Genomic DNA, 24,750 nt, shown 5'->3' with positions numbered 1-24,750 from the left:
CTGCCGGGGGAGCCGTTCCTCAAGGCGCTGGACGTGATGGGCTTGCCGACTCGGGTTAAAGACGAGAACGGCGACCGTCCGTGGAACTGAGTTCCACGCGGCGGTAAAACACCGGCTGCGCCAGGTTGTGCGCAGCTGGTGAACGGTCGAGGCGCCGATCTGGCGCCTCGATTCAGAGTAAGTGGCTGTTTTAACAACAATTTGTGTAGTCAGGGGCTTCCCAGGCACAACAAAGTTTGATAAATTGCCGACCATTCTTGCAACGGCCCTCACGGGGCTGGCAGCGTAGGCCCGCAACGTCTCAGGTTGCACCACGTTGCATCATCGCAAGCGAGTGCCAGGCACTCATCGCTACAGCTACAGGGGCGTCGCCAAGCGGTAAGGCAGCAGGGTTTGATCCTGCCATGCGTTGGTTCGAATCCAGCCGCCCCTGCCATTTTCTCGTTGTACCTTTCCTCTTTTTAAGTCCCTGCACATCAGGTGTTGCCTGAGTTGCGAGCGCCTTGCGCTCGATCGCTGGCAAGCCAGCTCCCACAGTGATTGCCACGCCAGTGCACCTCCTGTCATTGTTGCACCTGTTCCCCTTTGGCAAGGACTGCCCACATGGCACTGCACCTCTGGCTCACCTTTTCCCTGGCATACCTGCTGACCTCCCTGATCCCCGGCCCCAACGTACTGCTGACCGTGCGCAATGCCTTGCGCCATGGCCCGGCAGGCATGGGCGTGACCTTGTTCGGCAACCTGCTGGCGCAACTGCTGGTTATCAGTGCAGTGGCCTGGGGCGTGGGGGCGATGTTGCTGGCGTTGCCGACGGCGTTCCTGGCCTTGAAAGTGGTAGGCGCGGGGTACCTGATCTACCTCGGTGCACACCAGCTGTTTGCGCGCAAATCGGTTTCGACTGCTGCCGCCGAAGTCGCCGTGCCGGCAGCACAATCGAAATGGCGGATCGGCACTGAAGCCTTCCTGGTCTCGGCCAGCAACCCGAAAACCCTGATCTTCTTCTGCGCCTTCCTGCCGCAGTTCCTCGACCATGCCCGGCCGATCGCCGAGCAGTTCACGGTCATGTACCTGACCAGCGCAGTCATCGTTTGCGGCGTGCATTCGTTCTACAGCTTCAGTGCCATGCACTTTCGCAAACACGTGAACGCCTCGCGCGTGGTTGCCGCACTCAAGCGTGCAACGGGCGCCTTGTTCATCGGCCTGGGGGTGCGCTTGTTGAGTGCCAAGGCGGTATAAGGCAGCGGACTAGAAATGTCGCACGGCGCCCATGCTGACCATCGCCGCCAACCCCAGCAGGCAGGTGATTGCCACGGCATAGGCGATCGTGCGCCACGGTTGCCAGCGTGCCAGGAAGGTCAGGGTGTGCACCATGCGTGCGACGGTAAACAGCACCATCAGCCCGGCCGTGAGCATGAACGGCGGGTTGAATACCAGGCACAACGCGCCCAACACAAAAAACAGCGGGATGTTCTCCAGGTCATTGGTCCAGGCCTGGGCCGCGCGGCGGACTTGCGGCAACTCCTCGGGGCTCGCCGGGCGACCGACAAAACCAGCATCTTCGGGGTGCTTGAAGGTCAGGCGGCTGATGCGATAAAAGCCCTGATAGCAAGAGATCGCCAGCATCTTCACGAACAGCACGACCACGCAAAGGGCGTAGATGGAGAGGAGCGAGTTCATCTTCATTCCTTGAAAACAGGGAGCGCGATCATCGCCCAGATTGCGCAGGCGCGTATATGCGAAAATGCCCGCTCCAGGTAGGAGCGGGCTTGTCCTGCGATTGGGGGCGATTTACGGCAAGGCGTATGCCATCACATAGTCGCCACGATCAGTCGACTGGCGCGCACCACTGGCGGTGATCACCACATACTGCTTGCCGGTTTTCGGCGACACATAGGTCATCGGGCCACCCTGGCTGCCTACTGGCAGGCGGGCTTTCCAGATTTCTTCACCATTGGCGCTGTTGAAGGCGCGCAGGTAGAAGTCCTGGGTGCCGGCAATGAACACCAGGCCGCCCTGGGTCGACAGGGTGCCGCCGAGGGTCGGCAGGCCAACCTTGATCGGCAGGTGCATGCGAATACCCAGCGGGCCGGTGTCTTCAACGGTGCCGACCGGCACTTGCCAGGCCACCTTCTGGGTCTTCATGTCGATGGCGGTGAGGGTGCCGAACGGCGGCGCCTGGCACGGAATGCCGGCCACCGACAGGAAGCGGTTCTTGTTCACCGCATAGGGCGTGCCCTTGAGCGGGACCGCGCCCATGCCGGTGTTCAGCGCTTCACCACCGGAGGCGGCCTGGGCCTTGTTCTGCGACGGGATCATCTGAATCCACAGGCCCAGGCGCATGTCGTTGACGAAGATAAAACCATGCACCGGGTCGGTGGAGATACTGCCCCAGTTCATGCCGCCCAGCGAGCCCGGGAAGCTCAGCGCCAGGTCGGTGCCGGGCGCTGTGTACAGGCCGTCATAGCGCATCTTCTTGAAGTCGATGCGGCACAATAGCTGGTCATACGGGGTGGCGCCCCACATGTCCGACTCGGTCAGTTGCTGGGCACCGATCTGCGGCATGCCCACCGATTTTGGCTGGGTTGGCGAGTACGGCTCGTTGGGGATGTTGCCCGGCTTGACCGGGGTTTCCAGCACCTCGGTCAGCGGCTTGCCGGTGGCACGGTCGAGCACGTAGATCTGCCCTGCCTTGGTACCGATGACCACGGCCGGCACCGACTGGCCATCGGCCTTGGTGAAGTCGATCAGGCTCGGCTGCATCGGCAGGTCGAAGTCCCAGAGGTCGTTGTGCACGGTCTGGTACACCCACTTCTCTGCGCCGCTGCTTGCGTCCAGGGCCAGCACCGAAGCGCCGTACTTGTGGTTAAGCTCGGTACGCTCGACGCCGTAGAGGTCGGTGGACGAGCTGCCCATCGGCAGGAACACGGTGTTCATCGCCGGGTCGTAGGACATCGGCGCCCAGCTGTTGGGGGTACTGCGCACATAGGTGCTGCCGCCGGTCGGGGCATTGCGGTCTTCAGGATTGCCCGGGTCGAAGGCCCAGCGCATCTGCCCGCTGATGACGTCAAAGCCACGGATCACGCCACCTGGCATGTCGGTCTGGACGTTGTCGGCAACCCGACCACCGACCACCACCGTGGTGCCGGCCATCAGCGGCGCCGAGGAGAGCTGGTAGAAGGCGTCCGGGACATTGCCCAGGCCGGCCTTGAGGTCAACCTGGCCGTTGCTGCCAAAGCCCTGGCAGAACTCACCGGTATCGGCGTCGACTGCGATCAGGCGGGCGTCGATGGTGTTGGTCAGCAAGCGGCGCTGGCAGTTGGCACCGGCCGGCACGCTGGCGGCGATGATTGGCGAGCTGTTTGCCTGGGTCGGCTGGGCGATCGGTGCGCTGGCATCGAAGTAGGCCATGCCGCGGCAACGCTGCCAGACTGCCGACTTGGCGTTGATCTCGTTCTTCCACAGCGCTTTGCCGGTGTCGGCATCGAGGGCGATCAGGTTGTTGTGCGGGGTGCAGATGAACACCTTGTTGCCGACCTGCAGCGGCGTCAGCTGGTCCTCGGCGCCGTTGCCGTCGCTGATGGCCACGTCACCGGTGTGGTAGGTCCAGGTCACTTTCAGTTTGTCGACGTTACTGCGGTTGATCTGGTCCAGCGCGGCGAAGCGGCTGCCACCTTCGGTGTTGCCATAGTGGGCCCAGTCTTTTTGCGCCTTGGCCGGGTCGACCGCGGTCAGGCCCGGGCCGTCACCGGTAGGGGCAACGCTTGGATGGGCGACGAACATATTGCCCGCTGCCACCGCCAGGGCAATTGCAAGCACCGCCGCCAGGCCATAGGCACCTCGGCCGGGCGTGGCGCCAGCGGCACGCTTGAGCAGCGGATAGACCAGCACCACTGCCAGGCCCATCGCGCCGAACATGAACAGGCGCGAGAACAGCGGCCAGAACACCAGGCCGACATCGGCCACGGCCCAGATCGCGGTACCGACCAGGAAGGCGGCGAACAGCCAGGCGCCGGCCAGTTTTCGGCGGGCGATCAGCAGGCCGGAAATGGCCATCAGCAAACCGCCGACCAGGAAGTACCAGGAACCACCCAGGCTGACCAGCTTCACGCCACCGGCGGCGAGCGCAAGGCCGAGCAGGGCGATGATCACCCCCAGGCCAACCAGGATAAATGTTGAGGCGCCAGATACGCGCGGTGTCTGTGTCATATCGAAGAAAACTCGAAGGGGGGAGTGGTCGAATTTTATACCCTTAGCAAGCTAATTAACAAGTTAGTACATAATTCGCTCGGGTTGGCACTGTGCCGGGAAACAGCTGAAACGCCCTCTCCCACAGGGGAGAGGGTGGGTATCAGACTTAGGTATGAGTGATGTCGCGGTCCTTGGTTTCCGGCAGGAAGAAGGTGCCAAGGATCGCCGTCATCACCGCGATGACGATCGGGTACCATAGCCCGTAGTAGATATCGCCGGTGGCGGCGACCATGGCGAAGGCCACGGTCGGCAGGAAGCCGCCGAACCAGCCGTAGACCATGGTCACGCAGATCACCAGGATGGTCAGCAGCAAGACTATCGGGTAGTTGGTCTTGGCCGGGTCGGCTTTTTCCGGGTAGCCAGCGTCCTTGAGGGCGGTGCCCGGGGTGGCGATGAAGGCGTCGTTCTGGGCTTTGAAGTCGGCGGCCGGCATGCCGGTGCCTTCAAAGCTCTGGATCACCGTGTCGCCGATGCGGATCTGCGCGACGGTGCCGGGATCAGCGTTCTCGTTGCTGTAGGGGATGGCTTTTTTCGCCAGCACGCTCTTGGCCAGGTCGCACGAACTGGTGAATTTGGCCTTGCCCTCGGCCTTCATCTTCTGGAACACCGGCGATTCGCTCAGTTGCAGGCGGATGTACACCGAGACGATCAGCAGCAGGATCGACAGCAGGATCGACAGCAGGAACGGAATCTGCCAGCCCCAGGCCTCGGTGCCGAGGATAGTGCGGCAGGCGAGGATGCCGCCATGAGTCTTCTCCATCTTGTGCTTGTAGGCCGGAGTTCCCACTATCCTTAATCGGCAAAGCCACTCACTCAACGATCATCCGGCGCCTGAGGGTTGGCGGCAATCTATCCATCTTGTCTGCATCGAGGTGGCCCCTGCGTACATGAAGCTGTGGCCAGATCACCACGCCGCAGGCCGACCATACCAAGTAACAACGCGACTTGAAGCTTGCAGTGCCCCATAGGTTCTTCTGGCGCTCGAACCAGGGGTTGCCTTGAATTGCCTCAATCAAAAGGTCGAAATCACGGCTCAAGGCGACGCAGGCATTCATCGCCATTGCAGATAACATCAACAGAAAAGGCGTTAATAAGAAAACCAGTTGCACGCCGGGCATCCGGGTTCGAGGATCTTCCAGCATGGTCGTTTCCTGTGGGAGCCGGTCTTGCCGGCGATGAGGCCAGTCCAACCAGCACATCAGACGCTGACTGGATTACGACCGCTACGCGCTCGATCGCAGGCAAGCCAGCTCCCACGGGTCCGGCGTACTGATCCACTGTAGGAGCGGGCTTGACCCGCGATTGGGCCAGTCCAGTCAGCACATTAGGTGTTGCCTGAATTACGTCCAGGTCGGGTTACTGCGAAATCGAACAGCCGATGCGCACAGAACTCACCCAACACAACGGTTACTTCCAGGGCGAGATCATCGGCTCATTCCGCTCAAGGTTTGAGTCAGGATCGTCCTTCGATGGCCTTGCGGATGAGTGTTGGTTAGGGCTAAAACATGCCCAGTTTTATCAGGCCTATACCAACCATCAGCCAGGCGAATCCTACAATTGTCAACCAGGACGAAATGTACATTCGGCGTTTTAGGTAAGGTGGGAAATCTGCTACTTCCGCTGGGTCCAATACGCCTTTACGGATACCAAGGCGCGGTCTAAGCATTGCGCCGCAGACACTACCCACGACAAGCGTGCGTGACCTTACGCTGGTGATTCCCCACAAGTTGACTTGCTGATGAAGCCAGGGGCTATTTTCAAGGGCCTTGAGCATGACCTTGAAATGTCGGCTACAAGCGAGATGGACGCCAATGCCTAAGCCAGACAAACAAAATACGAAGGGGGCCAACCCCAAAGCAATTTGAGCCTCCAGCGGCCAGGCTTTCAGGTCCATCATAGACGAGCCTCGTAGATCATCTCTCCCATTCGTTCTCCAAACAGACCGCCTCCATAACCGCCTATGAGTGAGCCTGTACCAACAATAACTATGACGCAAACGGCGGCTCCCAACGGCCCGAAAGCAACGCAAACGGAAAGCGCTGCTTGTGTTCCGAAGTAAGCACCAACTGCTCCACCAGCAAGCCCCCCGGCGAAACTACCCGTCGCGGTAAACCTGACTTTTCTGCACTCATCCGTCTCCCCAACCCGACAAGCATCCCGGACCGTCAACCACGACGCCGTCCCTCCCAACCCAATCCCGACATACCCGCCATACTTGAGATACTTGGCCGTCTTCGCCACCTGGTCCAGATGCGTCGCATACCCCGGAATCTGCCCAGCCCCGCCAGCCCGGCTCCAGTGGTGCACCAGGCTGCGAGTCGAAATCCCCAGGTTCTTGCGCAAGCTGTCGTAGCTCCCCAGGTTCATCTGCTTGTTCAGGAAAGCACTCTTGAGCTGCGCATCAAGCTGCAAGTACAGCCGCCGGCGGGCATTGAAGAAGTCCGGGCTGTTCAACCTGCCGCTGCGGCTGAACTCGCGCTGATGCAATTGCTCAATACTGCGCAAGGTCGCTTCGACCTGGCGCAAGCCCTTTTCCAGCATGTCCTTGCCAACGCCCATGGCCTGGCTCGCGCCTGCGGACAGCCCGGCAATCTCGGCCTGATGGCGCATCATGAAATTGGCTTCCTCAGCACTCAGTGCAGCCAGGCTTTCGCGCACCTGCGCCGCAGCCGTCATCAGCTCGGCCTCCTCACGGGTGCAGGCACTGGTGATGTCCGGGTCACCAACGACAAAGATTTCCCCCGCCTTGAAGCCACTGGCAAAGGTCGGGTTGAGCCGCTGTAGTCGAGCGATCAGTTGAGGCCCTTGTTGTGCCGTCAGCAAGGCCAGCACCTGGGCACCGGTCATGCTGTGCGGCACGATGTAGAAGCCAGGCTGCAAAGTACCGCTGGTGGCGGTCATCGCAGGCGGAGGGGGAAAAACGGCAGATGGCGTCCTTGTCATGCGCAGGTTCCTTGGGCAAAGAGGCCCGGAACCTAGCACTGGCATTCACGGCTTAACGCACCGCTGGACGGAATGGGAAGCGTCCCACAGTAAAATCGGATTCATCGCCCTGTGGAGCTGGCTTGCCGGCGATGGCCTGGTTCACTCGAACAGCACTTCAGCCGCCATTTGCGGATACTCGGCCTGCAGAGTGGCCAGGCATTTTTGCATCAGCTCGGCGTCCCTCGGCAACTGCCTGGAAAAAGTGTCCCAGCCACTGAGCTTCAACTGTCGAGGCATCTGCACAAGCCCGGTAATCGCATCCCAGAAGGCATCCCAGTTACAGCCATACCAATCGGGAAAGCCGAGGGCGTCCCTCAACAGGCAATGCAGCTCCTTGGCGCTTGTCACCTTGCTCAGATCAATCCCTACAACCTGCAGGCGACTCAATTGAAATGCCCCAGATAGGTGAGTATGGCTGTGCTTTGCGGTTGCCGTGGATGCGATCCACCCGGCGAACGCCGATCCCCATAGATCGCGTTGTCGCCGACGATGATGAAGTGACTGAAACCGTCCAGAGACCGGGAACACAGCAGCGCTTTCTGCGCCTCGTTGGCCACCAGGCTCTGCACATACTCCAGCGATTCATCCAGCTCGACAAAGTCCGAATCCATGAAGAATTCAAGCTCCTGGGCCAGACGCCAGGTGGGATTGCGTGCCTCCCACGCCTGGTACTCGTCTGCGCTTGCCTCGGCCGACGGCTCGGGTTGCCACTGCTCGAAGGCGAACAGCTGAGCATGGGCTTCGCTCTCGAAGGTGGCGGCGAAGAGGTGGAAGGGGTAGTAGGTTGGATCATCCATAATCGGCCTTGCTGAGTGTCCTGAATGGGGCTGCAGGTTACCAGTGATCAAGGGTTAATTTTTGCCGAGTTCGCAGGTGTAGATTGGTCCGGGACCTCCCAGGGATTACGACCGCTATGCGCTCGATCGCAGGCAAGCCTGCTCCCACAGGTCCGGCGTACACAGATCCACTGTAGGAGCGGGCTTGACCCGCGATGGGGCCAGTCCAGCCAGCACGTCAGTTGTCGCCTGGATTACGTCCTTTGCGTGCTTGATTGACTGCTGCACGGTGGTTTCAATACTTGCTCGCCTGCACCAGCCCAGCACCAATCATTAACCAGACAAAGCCAATGACTGTCAGCCAGACTGACCAAAGCATTCGGCGTTTGAGGGGGAGGGGGAAGCGGCGGAATTCTTCAGCATCAAGCAATCCTCTTCGTATATGCAGATGCGGACAGATCAATACTCCCGCCGCTGAGTAAACCAAATTCCAACGCGACGTAAAGCTGGATGTTCCCTGCGAGCGCTTCTGCGACTCAAACCAGGGGTTGCTCTGAATTGCCGAAATAAGCACAAGGAAATCGCGGCTACAAGCGATATACGCACTCATCATCAACCCGGTCAAACCGACCAGAAAAGGGGAGAGGCCGAAGATAATTTTGATTCCTAATGGCCAACTGTCGATACTGATCATTCCTACGCCTCATAGATCAAGTCACCCACCCACTCCCCGAATGCTCCGCCCGCGATACCCCCGACAAGCGACCCACCCCCGACCAGAACAATCCCACAAACCGGTACACCTAATCCGCCACTCGCTACGGCAAACACACCACATAGAGCAGTAGCGGCAACGAATCCGGCTTTGGCACCGTACGTTCCACCGATAAGCCCCCCGGCAAAGCTACCCGTCGCGGTAAACCGGATCCTTTTGCATTCATCCGTCTCCCCAACCCGACATGCATCCCGCACCGTCAACCACGACGCCGTCCCACCCAACCCGATCCCGACGTACCCTCCATACTTAAGATACTTCGCCGTCTTCGCCACCTGGTCCAAATGCGTAGCGTACCCGGGAATCTGCCCGGCCCCGCCGGCCCGGTTCCAGTGGTGCACCAGGCTACGCGTCGAAATGCCCAGGCCCTTGCGCAAGCTGTCGTAGCTCCCCAGGTTCAGCTGCTTGTTCAGGAAGGCACTCTTGAGCTGCGCATCAAGCTGCAAGTGCAGCCGTCGGCGGGCGTTGAAGAAGTCTGCGCTGTTCAACTTGCCGCTGCGGCTGAATTCGCGTTGATGCAATTGCTCAATACTGCGCAAGGTCGCTTCGACCTGGCGCAAGCCCTTTTCCAGCATGTCCTTGCCAACGCCCATGGCCTGGCTCGCGCCTGCGGACAGCCCGGCAATCTCGGCCTGATGGCGCATCATGAAATTGGCTTCCTCAGCACTCAGTGCAGCCAGGCTTTCGCGCACCTGCGCCGCAGCCGTCATCAGATCGGCCTCTTCACGCGTGCAGGCATTGCCAATGTCCGGGTCAGCAATGACGAAGATTTCCCCCGCCTTGAAGCCACTGGCAAAGGTCGGGTTAAGTCGCTGTAATCGAGCGATCAACTGAGGCCCCTGTTCTGCCGTCAGCAGGGCCAGCACCTGGGCACCGGTCATGCTGCGCGGCACGATGTAGAAGCCTGGCTGCAACGTGCCGCTTGCGGCGGTCATCGCAGGAGGTCGGGGGAAAACGGGGGATGGCGTCCTTGTCATGCGCAGGTTCCTTGGGCAATGAAGCCCGGAACCTAGCACTGGTGTTTACGACTTAACGCACCGCTGGACGGAATCGGAATCGTCCCACGGCAAAATCGGGTTGATCCAATACGCCTAGAATGTCTGGCCAAGAACCCTTTGGGTGCTGGCGTGCCAGCGATGGCCACGTTCACTCGAACACCAATCAGCAGCCAGCTGCGGATACTCAACCTGCAGTTTGCGTTTTTCAGGGGCCCGCTCAACCACCCGTCGGGCATAACGCACTTTTGCCACTACCCCCTGGCCAGTCCGGTTTTCCCTGCTTAACTGATCAGGGCTGCCAGGCAGGCAGCTATGCGCCCAGGGAGGGTTCCATACCCGTTGCACCTCGGCAAACCGTGCCTATTTGGGCATGGCTGTGCCGGACCGCAGCGTCTTCTGCGCAGGCAATCTGCGCGTGACGCCATCGTGGAGGTCGCAACGCCGTTCGCCTGCATCCAACTGCGCGCCAAGGAAGTCGCCCGCCAGAAACAGCCCACGCGCTTGTTTCCACTCATTGATTGCAATGGAGGCACCATGACTGACTCAGTACAAGCACCCGTGATAGGACTGTTCCCACTGTCCTATGTTATCGGCACCGAGGCGCCCGGCGCTCAGCGCCTGGTTCTCGACCTGCTGGTGCACCCGGCCGATCGCACCCTGCGCGGCACCGCTCAGATTACCCAGTCCAGCAATCCGCCGCTGGACCTGCACCTGGATGTGTGGGGTACCTACAGCTACCAGCTGTTCCTGCCGCCGAGCCCGAGCAGCATCCTCATCACCCTGCAGGGCAACCATGGCGGCCCTACTGCCAACTCGCCGATTATCTTCAGTCTGCACCTGGCGGTCGGCACGGACTGGCAAAAAGGCCAGGCCGGCTACCGTTACCTGAACAGCCAGGGGCAATGGATTGTGGTCGAGGCGCCGGCACACCGGGAAGACACCCGCATCAAGGCCTTCGGTGACCTCGATATCCCAGCGCTGTTGCACGCCGCCACCCTGGAGGCGGCGATTGCCACTGGCGATCTCGCCCACCTCAAGGCCCTGGCCGCCGGTGATGCGGGCGCTGCCCTGAACACCGCCATTGATTCGACCAAGAGCACTTCCGGCAAAGCCGGCAAATCCAGCCGCGCCTGAACAGACAAGGAGTCGCACCATGCCTGCAATTGGACTGTTCCATACCCGCCTCAACGTCCGCACCGGTCTGCTCGGTGCGCCGGTCCTGACCCTCGATCTGCTGGTCAACACCGTGCAGAAGAAGATCACCGGCGTGGCCAGCATCTTCGCGGCCACTTACCCTCCGCTGAACTTCCACGCCGACGTGTGGGGGGACTATTCCGACCTCAAGCTTGGCCTCAAAGGTGAGGGCCATATCGTCCTAAACCTGACCGGCAGCCCGAGCGGCCCGTTCAGCACCCTGGAGCAGACCTTCCATCTGCACGGGATTCTCAGTGCCAACTGGGCTCGCGGTACCGCCAGCTATCGCTACCTGCCGCTGGATGGCAGGCCATGGCAGGTGGTGCCGCATGCCAGCGTGCGCCAGGCACCGACTGAAACTCACCAGGCCCAGAAGGACGTCAGCGAACATAGCCGCAATCGCTTGCAGGCGGCGATTGATCAGCTGAAAAGCGCTTAAACACGTGTGGGAGGAGGGCAGCCCGGGGTGACCGGGCTGTCTTGCCTACCCTTGCAAAGGCTGTAGGAATTAGGCTAGATCGAGGCATAGGTGTCTCGTTGCCAGGGTCGATCCATGCCGCTGATTTTTCACAAGATGCACGCCAATGGCGACGACTTCGTTATCGTCGATGCGCGCAACGCCTCCAACCCCATCACCAGCACGCTCGCTCGGCGGCTGGGTGATCGCGTCAGCGGCATCGGCTTCAATCAACTTGCAGTGGTGCTTGATTGCCAAGAAGCTGATGCGCGACTGATGTTCTGGAATGCCGATGGCTCCACGCTGGACGTTTGCGGCAGCGCAACGCGGGGTGCTGCGCACAGGCTGATGAGCGAAGCGAACACCCGTTCGATAACGCTGCACACCAATCGTGGCTTACTGACGTGCGAACGAACAGCAACCGGCGCCATTTCAGTCAGTATGGGAGTGCCGTTGTTCGGCTCGGCGGATGTTCCGCTGGCTACGCACCTGGATACGGCTGTGTTGCCGCTGGCTGGTGGGCCTATCGCCTGCAGTATGGGCAACCCCCACTGCACCTATTTTGTCGATGATCTGGCGGCTGTTGATGTAGCGGCCATTGGGCCGACCATTGAAACCCACCCGCTGTTCCCCCTCCGGACCAACGTGCATTTCGTTCAGGTCATCGACCGAAGCCACATCCGCTTGCGCATCTGGGAGCGCTGGGGCGGCATTCCATTGGGCTCGGGGTCGTGTTCCTGTGGTGCGGTGGTCAACGGTATCCGTCGCGGCCTGCTCGACCCTTGCGTTGAGGTGGCGTGCGATGGCGGGACGGTGACCGTGCAATGGGATGGCGTGGGCCCGGTGTTTCTCACCGGTCCGGTGGCGTTGAGCTATTCGGGCGAAGTTGTCGATGACCTGTTACAGCCAGGCTCCGGCGGCGAATAACGCGCCAGCGCACGGCGTAACGCCTGGCGGGTTTGCCCGAGTATTTGCGCCCGGCACAAGACTTCCCGGCGAAAACCCGGATAATGGCCGCCAAATCGTTTTGCTCGTATGGTATTCCCGCATGGAAATCAAGGTTAACTTTCTCGACAACCTTCGACTTGAAGCCAAGTTCGATGACTTCACGGTGGTGGCCGATCAACCGATCCGCTACAAGGGCGATGGCTCGGCACCGGGGCCGTTCGATTACTTTCTGGCTTCGTCGGCCCTGTGCGCGGCGTACTTCGTAAAGCTGTACTGCCAGACCCGCGATATCCCCACCGATAATATCCGCCTGTCGCAAAACAACATTGTCGATCCGGAAAACCGCTACAAGCAGATCTTCAAGATCCAGGTCGAGCTGCCGGCCGATATCAGCGAGAAGGACCGCCAGGGCATCCTGCGCTCGATCGACCGTTGCACGGTGAAAAAAGTGGTGCAGACCGGCCCCGAGTTTGTCATCGAAGAGGTAGAAAACCTCGATGCCAACGCCCAGGCCTTGCTGATGCTCGACCCGGCCTTGGACACCAGCACCTATATCGTCGGCAAGGACCTGCCGCTGGAGCAGACCATCGCCAACATGTCGGGGATTCTCGCCGGCCTGGGCATGAAGATCGAGATCGCCTCGTGGCGCAACATCGTGCCCAATGTCTGGTCGCTGCACATTCGCGATGCGCAGTCGCCGATGTGCTTCACCAATGGCAAGGGCGCAACCAAAGAGGGCGCGCTGGCCTCGGCGCTGGGCGAGTTCATCGAGCGGCTCAACTGCAACTTCTTCTACAACGATCAGTTTTGGGGCGAAGACATTGCCAACGCCGACTTCGTCCATTACCCGGACGAGCGCTGGTTCAAGCCCGGGCGTAAAGATGCGCTGCCGGCGGAGATTCTCGACGAGTACTGCCGCGAGATTTACAACCCCGATGGCGAGCTGCTTGGCTCGCACCTGTACGACACCAACTCCGGCAACATCGAGCGTGGTATCTGCTCGCTGCCGTTCGTGCGCCAGTCCGACGGTGAGGTGGTGTATTTCCCCTCCAACCTGATCGAGAACCTGTACCTGAGCAACGGCATGAGCGCCGGTAACACCCTGGCTGAAGCCCAGGTGCAATGCCTGTCGGAGATCTTCGAACGGGCGGTCAAGCGTGAAATCCTCGAAGGCGAGCTGGCATTGCCGGATGTGCCACAGGACGTACTGGCCAAGTACCCGGGAATTCTTGCCGGTATACAGGGCCTGGAAGAGCAGGGCTTCCCGGTGCTGGTCAAGGATGCATCGCTGGGCGGTGCCTTCCCGGTGATGTGCGTGACCTTGATGAACCCGCGCACCGGCGGCGTGTTTGCCTCGTTCGGCGCGCACCCAAGCTTTGAAGTGGCGCTGGAACGCAGCCTGACCGAATTGCTCCAGGGCCGCAGTTTCGAAGGCCTGAACGACCTGCCGCAACCGACTTTCGAAAGCCATGCGGTGACCGAGCCAAACAACTTTGTCGAACACTTCATCGACTCCAGCGGTGTGGTGTCGTGGCGCTTCTTCAGTGCCAAGGCAGACTTCGAATTCGTCGAGTGGGACTTCGCGGCCGAGGGTGAAAACGCCAACGTCGAAGAAGCCGCGGCGCTGTTCGGCATTCTCGAAGACATGGGCAAAGAAGTGTACATGGCGGTGTACGAGCACCTGGGCGCCACCGCTTGCCGCATCCTGGTGCCGGACTATTCGGAAATCTATCCGGTCGACGACCTGATCTGGGACAACACCAACAAGGCGCTGTTTTTCCGCGAAGACATCCTCAACCTGCACCGCCTGGATGATGAGCAGCTGCACGCGCTGGTCGAGCGTCTGGAAGAAAGCGAGCTGGATGATTACACCGACATCACCACCTTGATCGGCGTCGAGTTTGACGACAACACCGTCTGGGGGCAGTTGACCATCCTCGAGTTGAAGCTGCTGATCCACCTCGCGCTGCAGCAGTTTGAGCCGGCAAAAGAGCTGGTCGAAACCTTCCTGCAGTACAACGACAACACCGTTGAGCGCGGCCTGTTCTATCAGGCGCTGAATGTGGTGCTTGAGGTGGCGCTGGATGACGAGCTGGAACTGGCCGATTACGAAGTCAACTTCCGCCGCATGTTCGGCAACCCGCGCATGGACGCGGTGCTTGGCTCGGTGGACGGCAGTGTGCGCTTCCATGGCCTGACGCCGACCAGCCTGAAACTCGAAGGGCTCGATCGCCACCTGCGCCTGATCGACAGCTATAAGAAGTTGCACGCGGCCCGGGCCAAGGTAGCGAACCTGTCCCGTTAAATCGCGCTAACAAAAAAAAGCACCTTCGGGTGCTTTTTTTGTGTTTATTCGCCCGGGTTATAGCCATGTAGCCAACGGTTCTTGCCACCGAAACAGCAGCCCTTGCCGGATGAAGGGGTTAGCGTTTAGCTGAACGCTCGTGTGTACAACCTCATCAGGTGCAGACCATGAGCACACCCCTGGATTTGAATGCATTGAAGGCACGCCAGCAGGCGGCGTGGGCCAGTGGCGATTACGCGGTGATCGGTACGACCTTGCAACTGGTTGGCGAATGTTTGGCTGAGGCCTGCGACTTGCGCTGGGATGAAAAGGTCCTGGATGTTGCGGCCGGCAACGGTAATGCCACCCTGGCCGCCGCACGCCGTGGTTGCCAGGTGACCTCCACCGATTACGTACCCGAGTTGCTCAAACGAGGTGAGGAGCGCGCCCGGGCTGAGCGGCTGAACGTAACCTTTCAAGTCGCCGATGTCGAAGCCTTGCCGTTCCAGGACGGCACCTTCGATGCCGTGTTGTCGACCTTCGGCGTGATGTTCGCCCCCGACCAGGCACAAGCGGCGAAGGAGCTGGGCCGCGTGTGCCGTTCGGGTGGGCGCATTGGCCTGGCCAACTGGACCCCGCAAGGGTTTGTCGGGCAGATGTTCAAGACCCTCGGCCGCCACGTGCCGCCGCCTGTCGGCGCGCAACCGCCGTCACGCTGGGGTGATGAAGAGCAATTGCACAACCTGTTCGGCGATAACATCGGTGCGATCAAAGTCAGCCGCCAGCATTTCAATTTTCGCTATCGCTCGCCAGCGCATTTCATCGAGGTGTTCAGGACCTGGTACGGGCCGGTGCACAAGGCATTTGCGTCGTTGGAAGGTGACCAGGCCAGCGCGCTGGAGCGCGATCTGACGCAGTTGCTCAATGATAACAATGTGGCGGGGGACGCGTCGCTGGTGGTGCCCAGCGAGTACCTGGAGATCGTCATCACTCGCCGTTGAAGTACCTGCATCATCAACGTTGTGAGCGCCGGTATGTCGAGTGCCCGCTATGCCGTACGAGGTTTGTAGCCGCAATGGATCTACAGGCTCTCAGTCTCATTTCGGTGGATGTCAAAGCCGCATTGTTTTAATGCGTCTTTGACCCTATCGACAACATCGAGGTACTTCGCTGCGCGCACGAGCTATCCCGCGGCTTTCTCCCTTTGGCAGTACAAGCATGGCGTGCATTCTCACCTGTGGCTATCAGCGGCTAGGGTGCTGTTCAGATCAAGCACATCGACGACATCACCGGTGAAGAAATCCACGACCTCCAGACGATGGGTCAACAGCCGATCGCCAAACCAGTCGGCAGCGAGCCGGCCGGGTGGGCCCTTCTGGCGTACCACCGTGGTCTCGGTCTGGCCGCTGGCCGTTGCGATAATGACGTCTTCGCCCCAATTGGAGCGTTGTGTTGCCGGGATCGGCATGCACAGGTGGCTAGCGGATTCATTGAACAGGATGTTACCGGCACCTATCTGGCCGTATTCGCCCATGTCCCTGGCCCAGCGCGTCGCGCCAGTGCGATCGCAGCACAGCAGGCGGTTGTTTTCGCCGGTGGCGAACAGGTACTGACCATCACGGGAAAAACGCAGGCTTTTGACTTTGGCCTCCAGCGCCAGGCTGATCTTGTTGATCTCGCCACTGGCGCAGTCAACCGTCAGCACACTGTTGCGGGCACGCTCATCGGGTGCCCAGAGTTTGCCTTGCTCAGGGTCGATACAGCCGAACCTGGCATCGACATCACGGGCGATAGGCTCGCTGCACTCACCGCTGTCCAGGTCGATGATCACAGGGCGCTTTCTATCGTTGCCGACGCTGACCAGCGCGTACTGGCCACTGGGGTCCAGACGTGACCAGTACGACAGATACCTGTCGCTCTCATGCAACTGCGTGCAACCCTGAAGAAAGCTCAGGCGCGAACGGCTGGCGCCACGCACCACCTGCCAGTCGCAACCTCGCAGGGCCATGCGCCGACCATCGCGGGAGATGTCGCAGACACTATCATCGCCCTGGGGGCCGGCTGGCCGGGTCAATGCGCCGGTGTCCGGATCGTACTGGGTCAGGCAGGTGGGCCGAATGCTGTCGCTTTTGTCGAAGAACACCAGGCGGCGGGGTACATCAATGTACATTGCAACTCCGGAAAACCAGTGGGCAAGGTGGCGCAGGATAAAGGCTGGATAGGGTGGCTGGAAACCAGTTCTGCCTGGATTACGACCGCTGCGCGCTCGAACGCTGGCAAAGCCAGCTCCCACAGGGTGGGGTGTATACAGGTCCATTGTGGGAGCCGGCCTTGTCGGCGATGAGGCCAGTGCAGCCAGCAGATCAAACGTTGCCCGGTCGCATAAAGTTGAAATACCCCGCATTGCCCGCCAGAATCGCGCCCCGGCCAGAGGTGCCGGATGTTGCGGGTGAAAAGGGGCTGCAGTTGAACGAACAGACATTGTCCATGCGCCTGGAGCGCGTCGCGGCGCAGGTGCCAGCGGGTGCGCGGCTGGCCGATATTGGCTCGGATCACGCCTACCTGCCGGTGGCGTTGCTGCGCCGTGGCGCGATTGCGGCGGCGGTGGCTGGCGAGGTGGCCTTGACGCCATTCAGCGCGGCCCAACGCACCGTGCGCGACAACGGCCTGGAGCAGCAGGTCAGCGTGCGCCTGGCCAACGGCCTGGCGGCGATCGAGCCGGCTGATGGCATCAGCGCGATCAGCATCTGCGGTATGGGCGGCGAGACCATTCGCGACATCCTCGACAGTGGCAAGGCGCACTTGAACGGGCAGGAACGGCTGATCCTGCAACCCAACGGCGGCGAGCAGCCTGTGCGCCTGTGGCTGATGGAAAACGGCTACCGGATACTCTGCGAAGAAATACTGCGGGAAAACCGCTTCGACTACGAAATCATCGTTGCCGAGCGCGCAGGCCCTATGACCTACAGCGCCGAACAGCTGTACTTCGGCCCGCTGCAGATGCAGGCCCGCAGCCCGGCGTTCCTGGCCAAGTGGCAGAGCATCCTGCGGCGCAAGCAGCAGACCCTGGCCAACTTCGCCCGGGCGCGGCACGCCGTGCCCGAGGCGAAGGTTCAGCAAGTCGCCCGGCAGGCCCGGTGGATTACCGAGCTGCTGGCGTAAGCCTTTGTATATCCGTTGGGTCGGCCTGCAATTGCCACTGGCTGCGTAGCGACTGCAACTGCGCCTCCAGGATCGACACGCCGCGCTCGCGCTGGGCGATGCGCTCGCGCTCGAACAGGTCGTTGAGCAGGCCGACCAGGTTGCGCGACTCGGTGGCCGAGGTCGGTGTATTCACGTCGTTTTCCACCTGGCCATTGGCGTAGGTGCGCACCCGTTCATTGCGGCTGGCCTGCTGGGTGACGCTGGCCTCTACCAGGCGACTTTTGTCGTAGACCAGGCGGGTACTGCTGCTCGATTGATCGTTGATCTCGTGGTAGCGGTAGTTCTGCGACGCCGGGTCAAGGCTCAGCCCCACCTGGGGGTTGAAGTCTGCATGATAGGCAGCCGTCAGCCGTGCCTGCTGATCCTGTTGCACCGTGCGACCCAACTGGGCCGTGCCGCGGACCGTGGTCGACTGGGAGACCTGATAGTCGAAGTGGTCGGTTTCTGTCGGCCGCATCGGGTTGATCTGCTGGACTGACTGGCTGATCGAGGCGCTGAAGTCGGCCAGGCCGCTGAGCAGGGCAGTGTCTTTGGCCGCCAGCAGCGGGATACGGCCGCTCGACGGTTTGCCTGCGTCGTCGGCACTGTTGAGCTGGACGAAAGCGTCCTTGAACAGGCTCACCAGGCCCTCGTCGCCGTTGCCCCGGCTTTGCGCCGCGTCGAACTGCTTCAGGTAATGACTGATCGCCGCCTGACGCTGGGTGCTGGTGCCCAGCAACGACGTGTCGCGGGTATCGAGGTTCAGTTTCACGTTACCGTCAGGCCCTTGCAGGCTGAGGGTGCGTGCGCTGTCGTTCAGGCTCAGGTCAAAGCTCAGCGGCTCGCCGCTGGGTGTCTCAAGCCTGGCGTTCATCTGCAGCGAGCGGAACAGCGCCGGGTCGAGCGTGGCCAGTTTGCCCAATTGCAGGCGCGGGGGCTGTGCGCTCAGGCCATTGATGGTCGCCTGGAAACTATCGGACAGCGCAGCCAGGCCCTCGAGCTCATCGCTGCTGAGTTGGCCGCCCTGCACCTCGGCGCTCACCGCCAGGCCTTGCTCATTGCTGGCCAGGGACAGGGTGACAGTGGCTCCGGAGGCGGTAGTCAGGCTCAGGCTCACGCCATTGGCCGGGTGTTGGCGCAGGTTATCACCTTGAAGCTTGAGGACTTCGGCGCTTGGCTGGGCCCCGTCGGCGAAGGCGAATACCGATTGCGCAAAGGACTGCCCGCCGTTGGCCACCAGTTGATTCAGCACGGCAGCGCCAAGCCCGTGCAAGCGCGAGCCGATAGCGGAAGACTGGACGCCGCCGAGCAGGTTCATGCTGAGCTTGTTCAGGCTGTCGTGTTCCAGCACGTAGCGCATCGGTACGGCAACTGCCCCGCGGGACGAATAGGTGCCTGCGTCGTCGCCACGGGGGCTCTGGCCCAGGCTGACGGTAGTACTCGGGGTGGCCGCGACCTGCTCGGTGCGGGTATTGGCGGTGCTGGCCGGTGTCGGCTGGGGGGCTGTGTATGCAGGGGCAATACGCAATCCTGCGATGATTGGGCTCATGGTCGGTACCCGTAGTTTCCATACTAGTTAAAGGGGTATCGGCGGCGTTTTGCCGAGCTTGAGCATCAGGACTGCGATGCTGGTTGCGCGGCACGGTAGGTGGTGATCAGGCCGGGCGCACCACGCTGAGCTTCGTATGGGGGGCTATCCAGTTGGCGGCGATTCATTCGCCCTGAGTGACGGCGTCGTGACTGGGTTCAGCGGCCAGTTTCAAACGGTCAGCTTTACTGATGTATTTAGGCTTGCTCTTCGGTGCCAGTTTGGCACTGGCCTTTTTGGCATGAGCCTTCAACAGCTGCTTTATCTTCTTTTGACGATTCACGTTGTTACTCGGCTGGTAAATGCTTGAATGATATCAGCTGCGCGCCACGTTGTTTTTTGACCCGGTACATATCGCCATCCGCATGGCTGAGCAACGTGTCGGCATCCTCTGCGTCCTTGGGGTAAAAGGCCACGCCGACACTACAGGAGGGCATTTTGATCCCGCCAAATTCAGCACCGAGCGGCTCGGCCATGGTCGCGAGAATCTGCTCCACCTTCGCGTAAACGGCATCGTGTGACGGGATACCCGGCAGCAGCACGGTGAATTCATCACCCCCCATCCGGGCTACCGTGTCGGTTTCACGTACGCAGCGTTCCAGGCGCCGGGCAATCGTGCAGAGAATCCGATCACCCATTGCATGCCCATGGACATCATTAATACCCTTGAAGTCATTGATATCCAGAAACAGCAGCGCCAGGGTGCTCTGGTGGTGCTGCGCCGCTCGAAGGGCCGACTCCATTCGTTGATTGAACAGCGAGCGGTTGGTCAGTGCTGTCAATGGATCATGATGGGCCAGGAAGCGTAATTCCTCCTCGGCCTGCCTGAGGGCCGTGACGTCCCGCGCCACACCGATTCGTGCACCCACCTCCTCGGACCAGAAGGCCGCCCACAGGATATGCACGACACCGCCATCCTTGCGGATGTAACGGTTGCGAAAGTCAACGTGGGAGTGGCCATTCATGACCCGGACAATGGAGGCCCGGGTGACCGCCAGGTCGTCAGGATGGATGTAGTCGGTGATCGGGGTACCGGTCAGCTCGTCGGCACCGTAGCCGAGCAGTGCCTCGCAAGCATCACTGACAAATACAATCTGGTTGTCCCTGTCGACCACGAAGACCGTGTCCAGCATCAGATGGATCAGTTTGGGGTAGAGCGCTTGGAGGTCTATGGGCATAGGCTGGGACGTCCGGTTCAGGTCGCCTGATCATAACGCTATCGCGCGGGGCCAATACAGTGTGGCCCGGAGCAACGTAATCTGCCGCGGTCCGGCCAATGGCTGACGGTTATGGGGGACGCGAGCGACCCGTCTTTACACCTTAGCGGCGATAGTAGCGGCGATCGTCCTCATAACGGTAACGCATGGCCCGATCATGGTGGCGTTCCCAGTAACGATGGCGCTCGGCTTCGCGCCGGGCTTGCTCGCGACGCCATTGTTCCCTGCGCCAGTTGTCTCGGCGCCAATCGTCTCGACGATCATGCCAACGGTCGTCATGCCGGTAGTGGTCATCATGGGCAAGCAACGGCCCAGGCTGGTTTTCGGCCATGCTGGCGATAGTCGGCCACGGGTTGCCGGCCGCCAGGGCCGGCGCCTGGACAACCGGCGTTGGAGCGGCGACAGCAGGGGTTGAGGTCTTCATCTGTGTTGCTGATGCCGAGCCCACTGCCGCGAATGCGAACAGGGCAACGAGCACCATCCGTGGGGCTTGGAATTTCATGAGCGATGACAACCTCTGAAGGACGATTGAACGTATCCACATAGACCGATAAAAAGGGAAAAGTTCTAAGCCGCCGCTGCTTAATTCGGCGTGGGCTTGGCCCCGCGAATCTATATGACCGCCATCGCGAGGCAGGCCTGCGCCTGGCGTATGATGCTCAACCGTCTTTGCCGATAAGGAAATCGCCATGCTCCCTGACAAGGCCTGCGCAGTGGTTTTTTCATCCACGCCGCACCCCAGGCTCCTGTTGTTTCGTCATCCGCTGGCCGGAGTGCAACTGGTGAAGGGCAGCATTGAAACCGGCGAAACACCTGCTCAGGCAGCGCTGCGAGAACTGGCGGAAGAGTCTGGCATCAGTGCCGCCACCATCGTGGACGACCTGGGGTGTTGGGATGCCGAGCACCTTGGCCAGACTTGGTCGTTTCAATTGTGCCGGGCGAGCGGACCGCTGCCTGAGCAGTGGTCTCATCAGACGCTCGACGATCATGGCCACGTGTTCACATTCTTCTGGGCTGGGCTTGAGCATTTACCCCTTGCCGACTGCCACCCTGTGTTTCAACGAGCGCTGCGGTTTGTCTGCGCGACCTTGAAAACGCGTGGTCATTGGCCAGGCAAACAGGGCTAAATAATCCGCCGCAGGGCGATATACTCCGGGCCATTGGTTGATGCCCGAGAGAAGCTTATGCGCCAGGTTTTGCTTATCGTTGATGTCCAGTCCACGTTCAGTCCACCCGAGTGGCTGGTCGATGGGGTGCGGGCGTTGTCAGAGCGGATTGTCACGATTGCCTCGGTCGAGCTGCATGATGAGCAGGTAACCCCGTTTGCACAACAACTCGGTTGGCATCCTGCGGCCGAAGACGAGAGCCTGGTCGAAGCCGACAAAGTGTTTGTAAAGCACGGCTATGGGCAGACCGCAGAAACCATCGAGTACATCAAGCAGCTCGGTGTGGAGCGCGTGCTGGTTTGTGGCCTGCAGACCGAAACCTGCGTGCTCGCCGCCGGGTTTGCACTGTTCGATGCAGGGTTGATGCCGACGCTGGTGACCGACCTGACCGTTGGCTCATCCCTGGACAGGTCAGGTCGGTTGGGCATCGATCTGTGGAAGCATCATTTCCGCCAGGTGACCACCAGGGCAGAGGTGCTTGCTGAGCTTGATGCGTGAGTTCTTACAGGGTGGCAGGAGCGCCTGGGTCGATCTATATGCTCATCACGACACGCCTGCTTCAGGCCAGAACGCAGCGGTTTTGACCTTTAGCGGGAGCGCGCAAGTGTGAGCCCAACGCCCATCGTTGACCGTTCGCTATCGACTTTCAAATCGCTATGCGCTGATGAGTCTGCCTGAATGCGCACATCCCGCTGCGGGTCGCGGCCAGCGGTCAGAAGAAGCTGCCGGTGGTCGTTGCATTTCGCTTGTCGTCGGCGTGTGGCTAAGCTTAATAAACCGGGGCGAATTGAAACCTGGCTGAAAGCGGCCATCGGTGGACCTGGATTAGCATCAAGGCGGCGCCCCAAAGGAGACGAACATGTATGCGGTTATCAGAACCTATCTAGGTACTGGAGCAAAGCAGCTTTTCGAGCTTTTAGAAGTGCGCAAAGCCGACGTCGAAGCAGCCTTGCGGACAGTGCCTGGGCTGGTCAGCTACACGCTGCTGAATACGGGTGATGGCGGTACGTCGATAACTGTCTGCACGGACAAGACCGGCAGCGATGCGAGCTTGAAAGTCGCCCGTGACTGGATTCAGAAAAATGCCGCGAGTATCCACGCGCAGCCGCCGATCGTAACGGAAGGTCCGGTCATTGTGCAGATCAAATAACGCGTTCTTGCGCTTGATCTGGCGACACTTTCGCTGTCGCAGGCTTTGCGTGTCTGTTTCTACAGCGCCAGGCAGGACGCGACCGCATCTTCGAGCATGGCCACCAACTCAGGGTCCATGAAGCGAAAATCATCCGGTATATCCAGGGTATACAGCCGCTTGTGCTCAAGCAGCCGCGCGTAGTGCGCCTGCAGGCGATTCTGGTGTTTGCGTTCCATGACAAAAATCACATCGGCCCAGCGAATATCCGCCGGGCCGATGGGTTTACGTGCATTCGGGCTGGTGCCCGCCGACCGGGCATCGAAGCCGGGGCGGCGGCGCCAGAGCGCTTCTGCGGTAGGGCTGCGCCATTGATTACGGCTGCAGACGAACAGGAGGTTAGTCACTCTTGATCCAACAGTTGGCGGGTGGAGCGGATGGGATAGCTCATGCCGAGTTGGCGTGCCCTTATCAGCTTGTCGGCACGGGTGTACAGCAGCTTCCAGTTCTTTTCGGGCTTGAACTCCAGCGGATGCACCGCTTTGGTTTTGCCACTTTTACGGGCCTGTGAGCGTCTCCAGGCGCGGGTTCTTTCCATGATCTTGTCCTCGTGAGTACCGGGTTCAGCAGCCGCGGTAATACGAGTTGGCGCTATAGTAAGCGCGAATCGGGATTGTGGCTAGAGGCCGGTCCAGCCAGCACATCAGGTGGTGCCTGGATTACGACCTTTGTGGGAGCTGGCCTTGCCAGCGATGAGGCCGGTACAGCCAGCACATCAGGTGGTGTCTGGATTGCGACCGCTTCGCGCTCGATCGCTGGCAAGGCCAGCTCCCACAGGTCCGGTGTACACAGATCCACTGTGGGAGCGGGCTCGACCCGCGATGAGGGCGGTACAGCACATCAGTGTTGCCTGAATTGCGACCGCTGCGCGCTCGATCGCTGGCAAGGCCAGCTCCCACAGGTCCGGTGTACACAGATCCACTGTGGGAGCTGGCTTTCCCGCGATGGGGCCGGTACAGCCAGCACATCAGGTGTTGCCTGGATTACGACCGCTTCGCGCCCGATCGCCGGCAAGGCCAGTTCCCACAGGTCCGGCGTACACAGATTGTGGGAGCTGGCTTGCCAGCGATGAGGCCGGTACAGCCAGCACATCAGGCGGTGTCTGGATTGCGACCGCTTCGCGCTCGATCGCTGGCAAGGCCAGCTCCCACAGGTCCGGTGGACCCAGATCCACTGTGGGAGCCGGACTTGCCGGCGATGGGCTACGCAGTAGCCCCAAGACGCCGACTACCGCAACGGCACATAAATATCCGTCTGCCACTGCTCCTGCGGCGTTTGCGGATAAGCACTCAGGTAATGAAAAAACAGCGGCTGATCGCGCAACTCTTCACCACTGTCCGGCAACCAGTCGCGATAAAGCGGATAGATGGATTCACCAATATGGTCCGGCGAACCCTCATGCCGCACTACCGCATAACGCCCGCCAGCAATCACCCGTTCGTGCACGCCGAGTTCATTTGCCGCCACCGCCTCATCAATCTCACCACAAATGGCGAAACGAAAATCCTCCGCCGGCGTGGTATCGGGGTTGCCATAGGGGATGCCAAAGCTGCGGCTCGACGCCACCGGCGACTGCCCGCTCGCCATGCGCCAGGCAATGAACTGGCGCACGCTCTCGTCGACCTGCGCGGCCGGCCCGCAGTGCTCCAGCGCTGCGACCCGGGTTTGAACAAATTCCACAATACGAACCTGCATGATGACGCTCCTGGAAAAGTGAGGGATAGCGAACACCGCATTCCAGG

Annotated in this window: 27 protein-coding genes, 1 tRNA gene and 1 pseudogene; 11 read left to right on the top strand and 18 right to left on the bottom strand. The window is 60.7% G+C overall.

Annotated features, from left to right (window positions below):
* Positions 1-361 precede the first annotated feature (361 nt).
* Together UW3_RS0117670 and UW3_RS0117665 are read left to right on the top strand one after the other, a co-directional pair.
* Positions 362-436 (top strand) — tRNA-Gln (locus UW3_RS0117670).
* 167 nt (positions 437-603) lie between these two features.
* Positions 604-1,236, top strand: a complete 633-nt coding sequence (locus UW3_RS0117665; protein WP_010224050.1) for a LysE family translocator — start codon at positions 604-606, stop codon at positions 1,234-1,236.
* A gap of 9 nt (positions 1,237-1,245) precedes the next feature.
* Here the strand turns inward: UW3_RS0117665 and UW3_RS0117660 are convergent, their stop codons facing one another.
* From UW3_RS0117660 to UW3_RS0117615, 10 genes and pseudogenes are all read right to left on the bottom strand, one after another.
* Positions 1,246-1,677 carry an MAPEG family protein gene (locus UW3_RS0117660; protein WP_010224048.1) on the bottom strand — a complete coding sequence of 144 codons (432 nt, stop codon included), beginning with the start codon at positions 1,675-1,677 and terminating at the stop codon, positions 1,246-1,248.
* A 111-nt stretch (positions 1,678-1,788) separates the two neighbouring features.
* On the bottom strand, positions 1,789-4,206 hold the full coding sequence (locus tag UW3_RS0117655; RefSeq protein WP_010224046.1) for a glucose/quinate/shikimate family membrane-bound PQQ-dependent dehydrogenase: 2,418 nt from the start codon (positions 4,204-4,206) through the stop codon (positions 1,789-1,791).
* Between the two features lie 148 nt (positions 4,207-4,354).
* Positions 4,355-4,831, bottom strand: a pseudogene (locus UW3_RS0117650) (MFS transporter); the annotation flags it as partial.
* A gap of 226 nt (positions 4,832-5,057) precedes the next feature.
* On the bottom strand, positions 5,058-5,390 hold the full coding sequence (locus tag UW3_RS27220) for a hypothetical protein (protein WP_010224044.1): 333 nt from the start codon (positions 5,388-5,390) through the stop codon (positions 5,058-5,060).
* A 356-nt stretch (positions 5,391-5,746) separates the two neighbouring features.
* Positions 5,747-6,145, bottom strand: coding sequence for a hypothetical protein (locus UW3_RS0117640; RefSeq protein ID WP_010224043.1), 399 nt, complete (start codon positions 6,143-6,145; stop codon positions 5,747-5,749).
* On the bottom strand, positions 6,142-7,191 hold the full coding sequence (locus UW3_RS0117635) for a hypothetical protein (RefSeq protein WP_010224042.1): 1,050 nt from the start codon (positions 7,189-7,191) through the stop codon (positions 6,142-6,144). Before UW3_RS0117635 ends, UW3_RS0117640 begins: the two co-directional genes overlap by 4 nt.
* Positions 7,192-7,332: 141 nt before the next feature.
* A complete protein-coding gene (locus UW3_RS0117630) occupies positions 7,333-7,620 on the bottom strand; it encodes a barstar family protein (protein ID WP_010224041.1) in 288 nt (95 codons plus the stop codon).
* Complete coding sequence (locus UW3_RS0117625; protein WP_010224040.1) at positions 7,617-8,030, bottom strand: hypothetical protein; 414 nt, start codon at positions 8,028-8,030, stop codon at positions 7,617-7,619. The genes UW3_RS0117630 and UW3_RS0117625 overlap by 4 nt, the downstream gene beginning before the upstream one ends.
* Before the next feature lie 274 nt (positions 8,031-8,304).
* A complete protein-coding gene (locus UW3_RS0117620) occupies positions 8,305-8,703 on the bottom strand; it encodes a hypothetical protein (protein ID WP_010224038.1) in 399 nt (132 codons plus the stop codon).
* Between the two features lie 2 nt (positions 8,704-8,705).
* A complete protein-coding gene (locus UW3_RS0117615; RefSeq protein ID WP_223253902.1) occupies positions 8,706-9,719 on the bottom strand; it encodes a hypothetical protein in 1,014 nt (337 codons plus the stop codon).
* A gap of 597 nt (positions 9,720-10,316) precedes the next feature.
* On the opposite strand from UW3_RS0117615, the gene UW3_RS0117610 reads away from it, so the two are divergent.
* From UW3_RS0117610 to UW3_RS0117590, 5 genes are all read left to right on the top strand, one after another.
* Complete coding sequence (locus UW3_RS0117610; protein ID WP_010224034.1) at positions 10,317-10,916, top strand: DUF1842 domain-containing protein; 600 nt, start codon at positions 10,317-10,319, stop codon at positions 10,914-10,916.
* Positions 10,917-10,935: 19 nt separating this feature from the next.
* Positions 10,936-11,415: a DUF1842 domain-containing protein gene (locus tag UW3_RS27215; RefSeq protein WP_010224032.1), complete on the top strand. Its 480-nt coding sequence runs from the start codon at positions 10,936-10,938 to the stop codon at positions 11,413-11,415.
* A 114-nt stretch (positions 11,416-11,529) separates the two neighbouring features.
* Positions 11,530-12,360 (top strand): diaminopimelate epimerase, encoded by an 831-nt coding sequence (dapF, locus tag UW3_RS0117600; protein ID WP_010224030.1) that lies wholly within the window; start codon positions 11,530-11,532, stop codon positions 12,358-12,360.
* Between the two features lie 121 nt (positions 12,361-12,481).
* A complete protein-coding gene (locus UW3_RS0117595) occupies positions 12,482-14,686 on the top strand; it encodes an OsmC domain/YcaO domain-containing protein (RefSeq protein ID WP_010224028.1) in 2,205 nt (734 codons plus the stop codon).
* Between the two features lie 167 nt (positions 14,687-14,853).
* On the top strand, positions 14,854-15,666 hold the full coding sequence (locus UW3_RS0117590; RefSeq protein WP_010224026.1) for a class I SAM-dependent methyltransferase: 813 nt from the start codon (positions 14,854-14,856) through the stop codon (positions 15,664-15,666).
* A 230-nt stretch (positions 15,667-15,896) separates the two neighbouring features.
* On the opposite strand, the gene UW3_RS0117585 is transcribed toward UW3_RS0117590, so the two are convergent.
* The gene (locus UW3_RS0117585) at positions 15,897-16,835 is read right to left on the bottom strand and encodes a YncE family protein (RefSeq protein WP_010224024.1); all 939 of its coding nucleotides are present in this window, start codon (positions 16,833-16,835) and stop codon (positions 15,897-15,899) included.
* A gap of 296 nt (positions 16,836-17,131) precedes the next feature.
* On the opposite strand from UW3_RS0117585, the gene UW3_RS0117580 reads away from it, so the two are divergent.
* On the top strand, positions 17,132-17,827 hold the full coding sequence (locus UW3_RS0117580) for a tRNA (adenine(22)-N(1))-methyltransferase (protein ID WP_010224022.1): 696 nt from the start codon (positions 17,132-17,134) through the stop codon (positions 17,825-17,827).
* On the opposite strand, the gene UW3_RS0117575 is transcribed toward UW3_RS0117580, so the two are convergent.
* The 4 genes from UW3_RS0117575 to UW3_RS28325 form a co-directional block, all read right to left on the bottom strand.
* Positions 17,808-19,397: a hypothetical protein gene (locus UW3_RS0117575; RefSeq protein ID WP_010224021.1), complete on the bottom strand. Its 1,590-nt coding sequence runs from the start codon at positions 19,395-19,397 to the stop codon at positions 17,808-17,810. The two genes, UW3_RS0117580 and UW3_RS0117575, sit on opposite strands and share 20 nt — an antisense overlap.
* 163 nt (positions 19,398-19,560) lie before the next feature.
* On the bottom strand, positions 19,561-19,719 hold the full coding sequence (locus tag UW3_RS28330) for a DUF2986 domain-containing protein (protein WP_081492815.1): 159 nt from the start codon (positions 19,717-19,719) through the stop codon (positions 19,561-19,563).
* 4 nt (positions 19,720-19,723) lie between these two features.
* Entirely contained in the window at positions 19,724-20,614 is an 891-nt protein-coding gene (locus UW3_RS0117565; RefSeq protein WP_010224019.1) for a GGDEF domain-containing protein, read from the bottom strand.
* Between the two features lie 142 nt (positions 20,615-20,756).
* Positions 20,757-21,155, bottom strand: coding sequence for a hypothetical protein (locus UW3_RS28325; protein ID WP_081492814.1), 399 nt, complete (start codon positions 21,153-21,155; stop codon positions 20,757-20,759).
* Between the two features lie 187 nt (positions 21,156-21,342).
* On the opposite strand from UW3_RS28325, the gene UW3_RS0117550 reads away from it, so the two are divergent.
* The 3 genes from UW3_RS0117550 to UW3_RS0117540 all read left to right on the top strand — a co-directional run bounded on the left by UW3_RS0117550 (position 21,343) and on the right by UW3_RS0117540 (position 22,969).
* Positions 21,343-21,780 carry an NUDIX hydrolase gene (locus UW3_RS0117550; protein WP_010224017.1) on the top strand — a complete coding sequence of 146 codons (438 nt, stop codon included), beginning with the start codon at positions 21,343-21,345 and terminating at the stop codon, positions 21,778-21,780.
* A 57-nt stretch (positions 21,781-21,837) separates the two neighbouring features.
* A complete protein-coding gene (locus tag UW3_RS0117545) occupies positions 21,838-22,317 on the top strand; it encodes an isochorismatase family protein (protein WP_010224015.1) in 480 nt (159 codons plus the stop codon).
* 361 nt (positions 22,318-22,678) lie between these two features.
* Positions 22,679-22,969 (top strand): hypothetical protein, encoded by a 291-nt coding sequence (locus UW3_RS0117540; RefSeq protein WP_010224013.1) that lies wholly within the window; start codon positions 22,679-22,681, stop codon positions 22,967-22,969.
* Between the two features lie 59 nt (positions 22,970-23,028).
* On the opposite strand, the gene UW3_RS0117535 is transcribed toward UW3_RS0117540, so the two are convergent.
* From UW3_RS0117535 to UW3_RS29740, 3 genes are all read right to left on the bottom strand, one after another.
* Entirely contained in the window at positions 23,029-23,355 is a 327-nt protein-coding gene (locus UW3_RS0117535; RefSeq protein ID WP_010224011.1) for a low molecular weight protein tyrosine phosphatase family protein, read from the bottom strand.
* Positions 23,352-23,546, bottom strand: a complete 195-nt coding sequence (locus UW3_RS0117530; RefSeq protein ID WP_010224009.1) for a hypothetical protein — start codon at positions 23,544-23,546, stop codon at positions 23,352-23,354. Before UW3_RS0117530 ends, UW3_RS0117535 begins: the two co-directional genes overlap by 4 nt.
* Positions 23,547-24,235: 689 nt before the next feature.
* The coding region (locus UW3_RS29740) for an AraC family transcriptional regulator (RefSeq protein ID WP_237716762.1) at positions 24,236-24,750 on the bottom strand (515 nt) is incomplete at its 5' end.

The sequence above is a fragment of the Pseudomonas donghuensis genome (assembly GCF_000259195.1).
Taxonomy (GTDB): domain Bacteria; phylum Pseudomonadota; class Gammaproteobacteria; order Pseudomonadales; family Pseudomonadaceae; genus Aquipseudomonas; species Aquipseudomonas donghuensis.
This window is presented reverse-complemented; position numbering and strand designations above follow the sequence as displayed.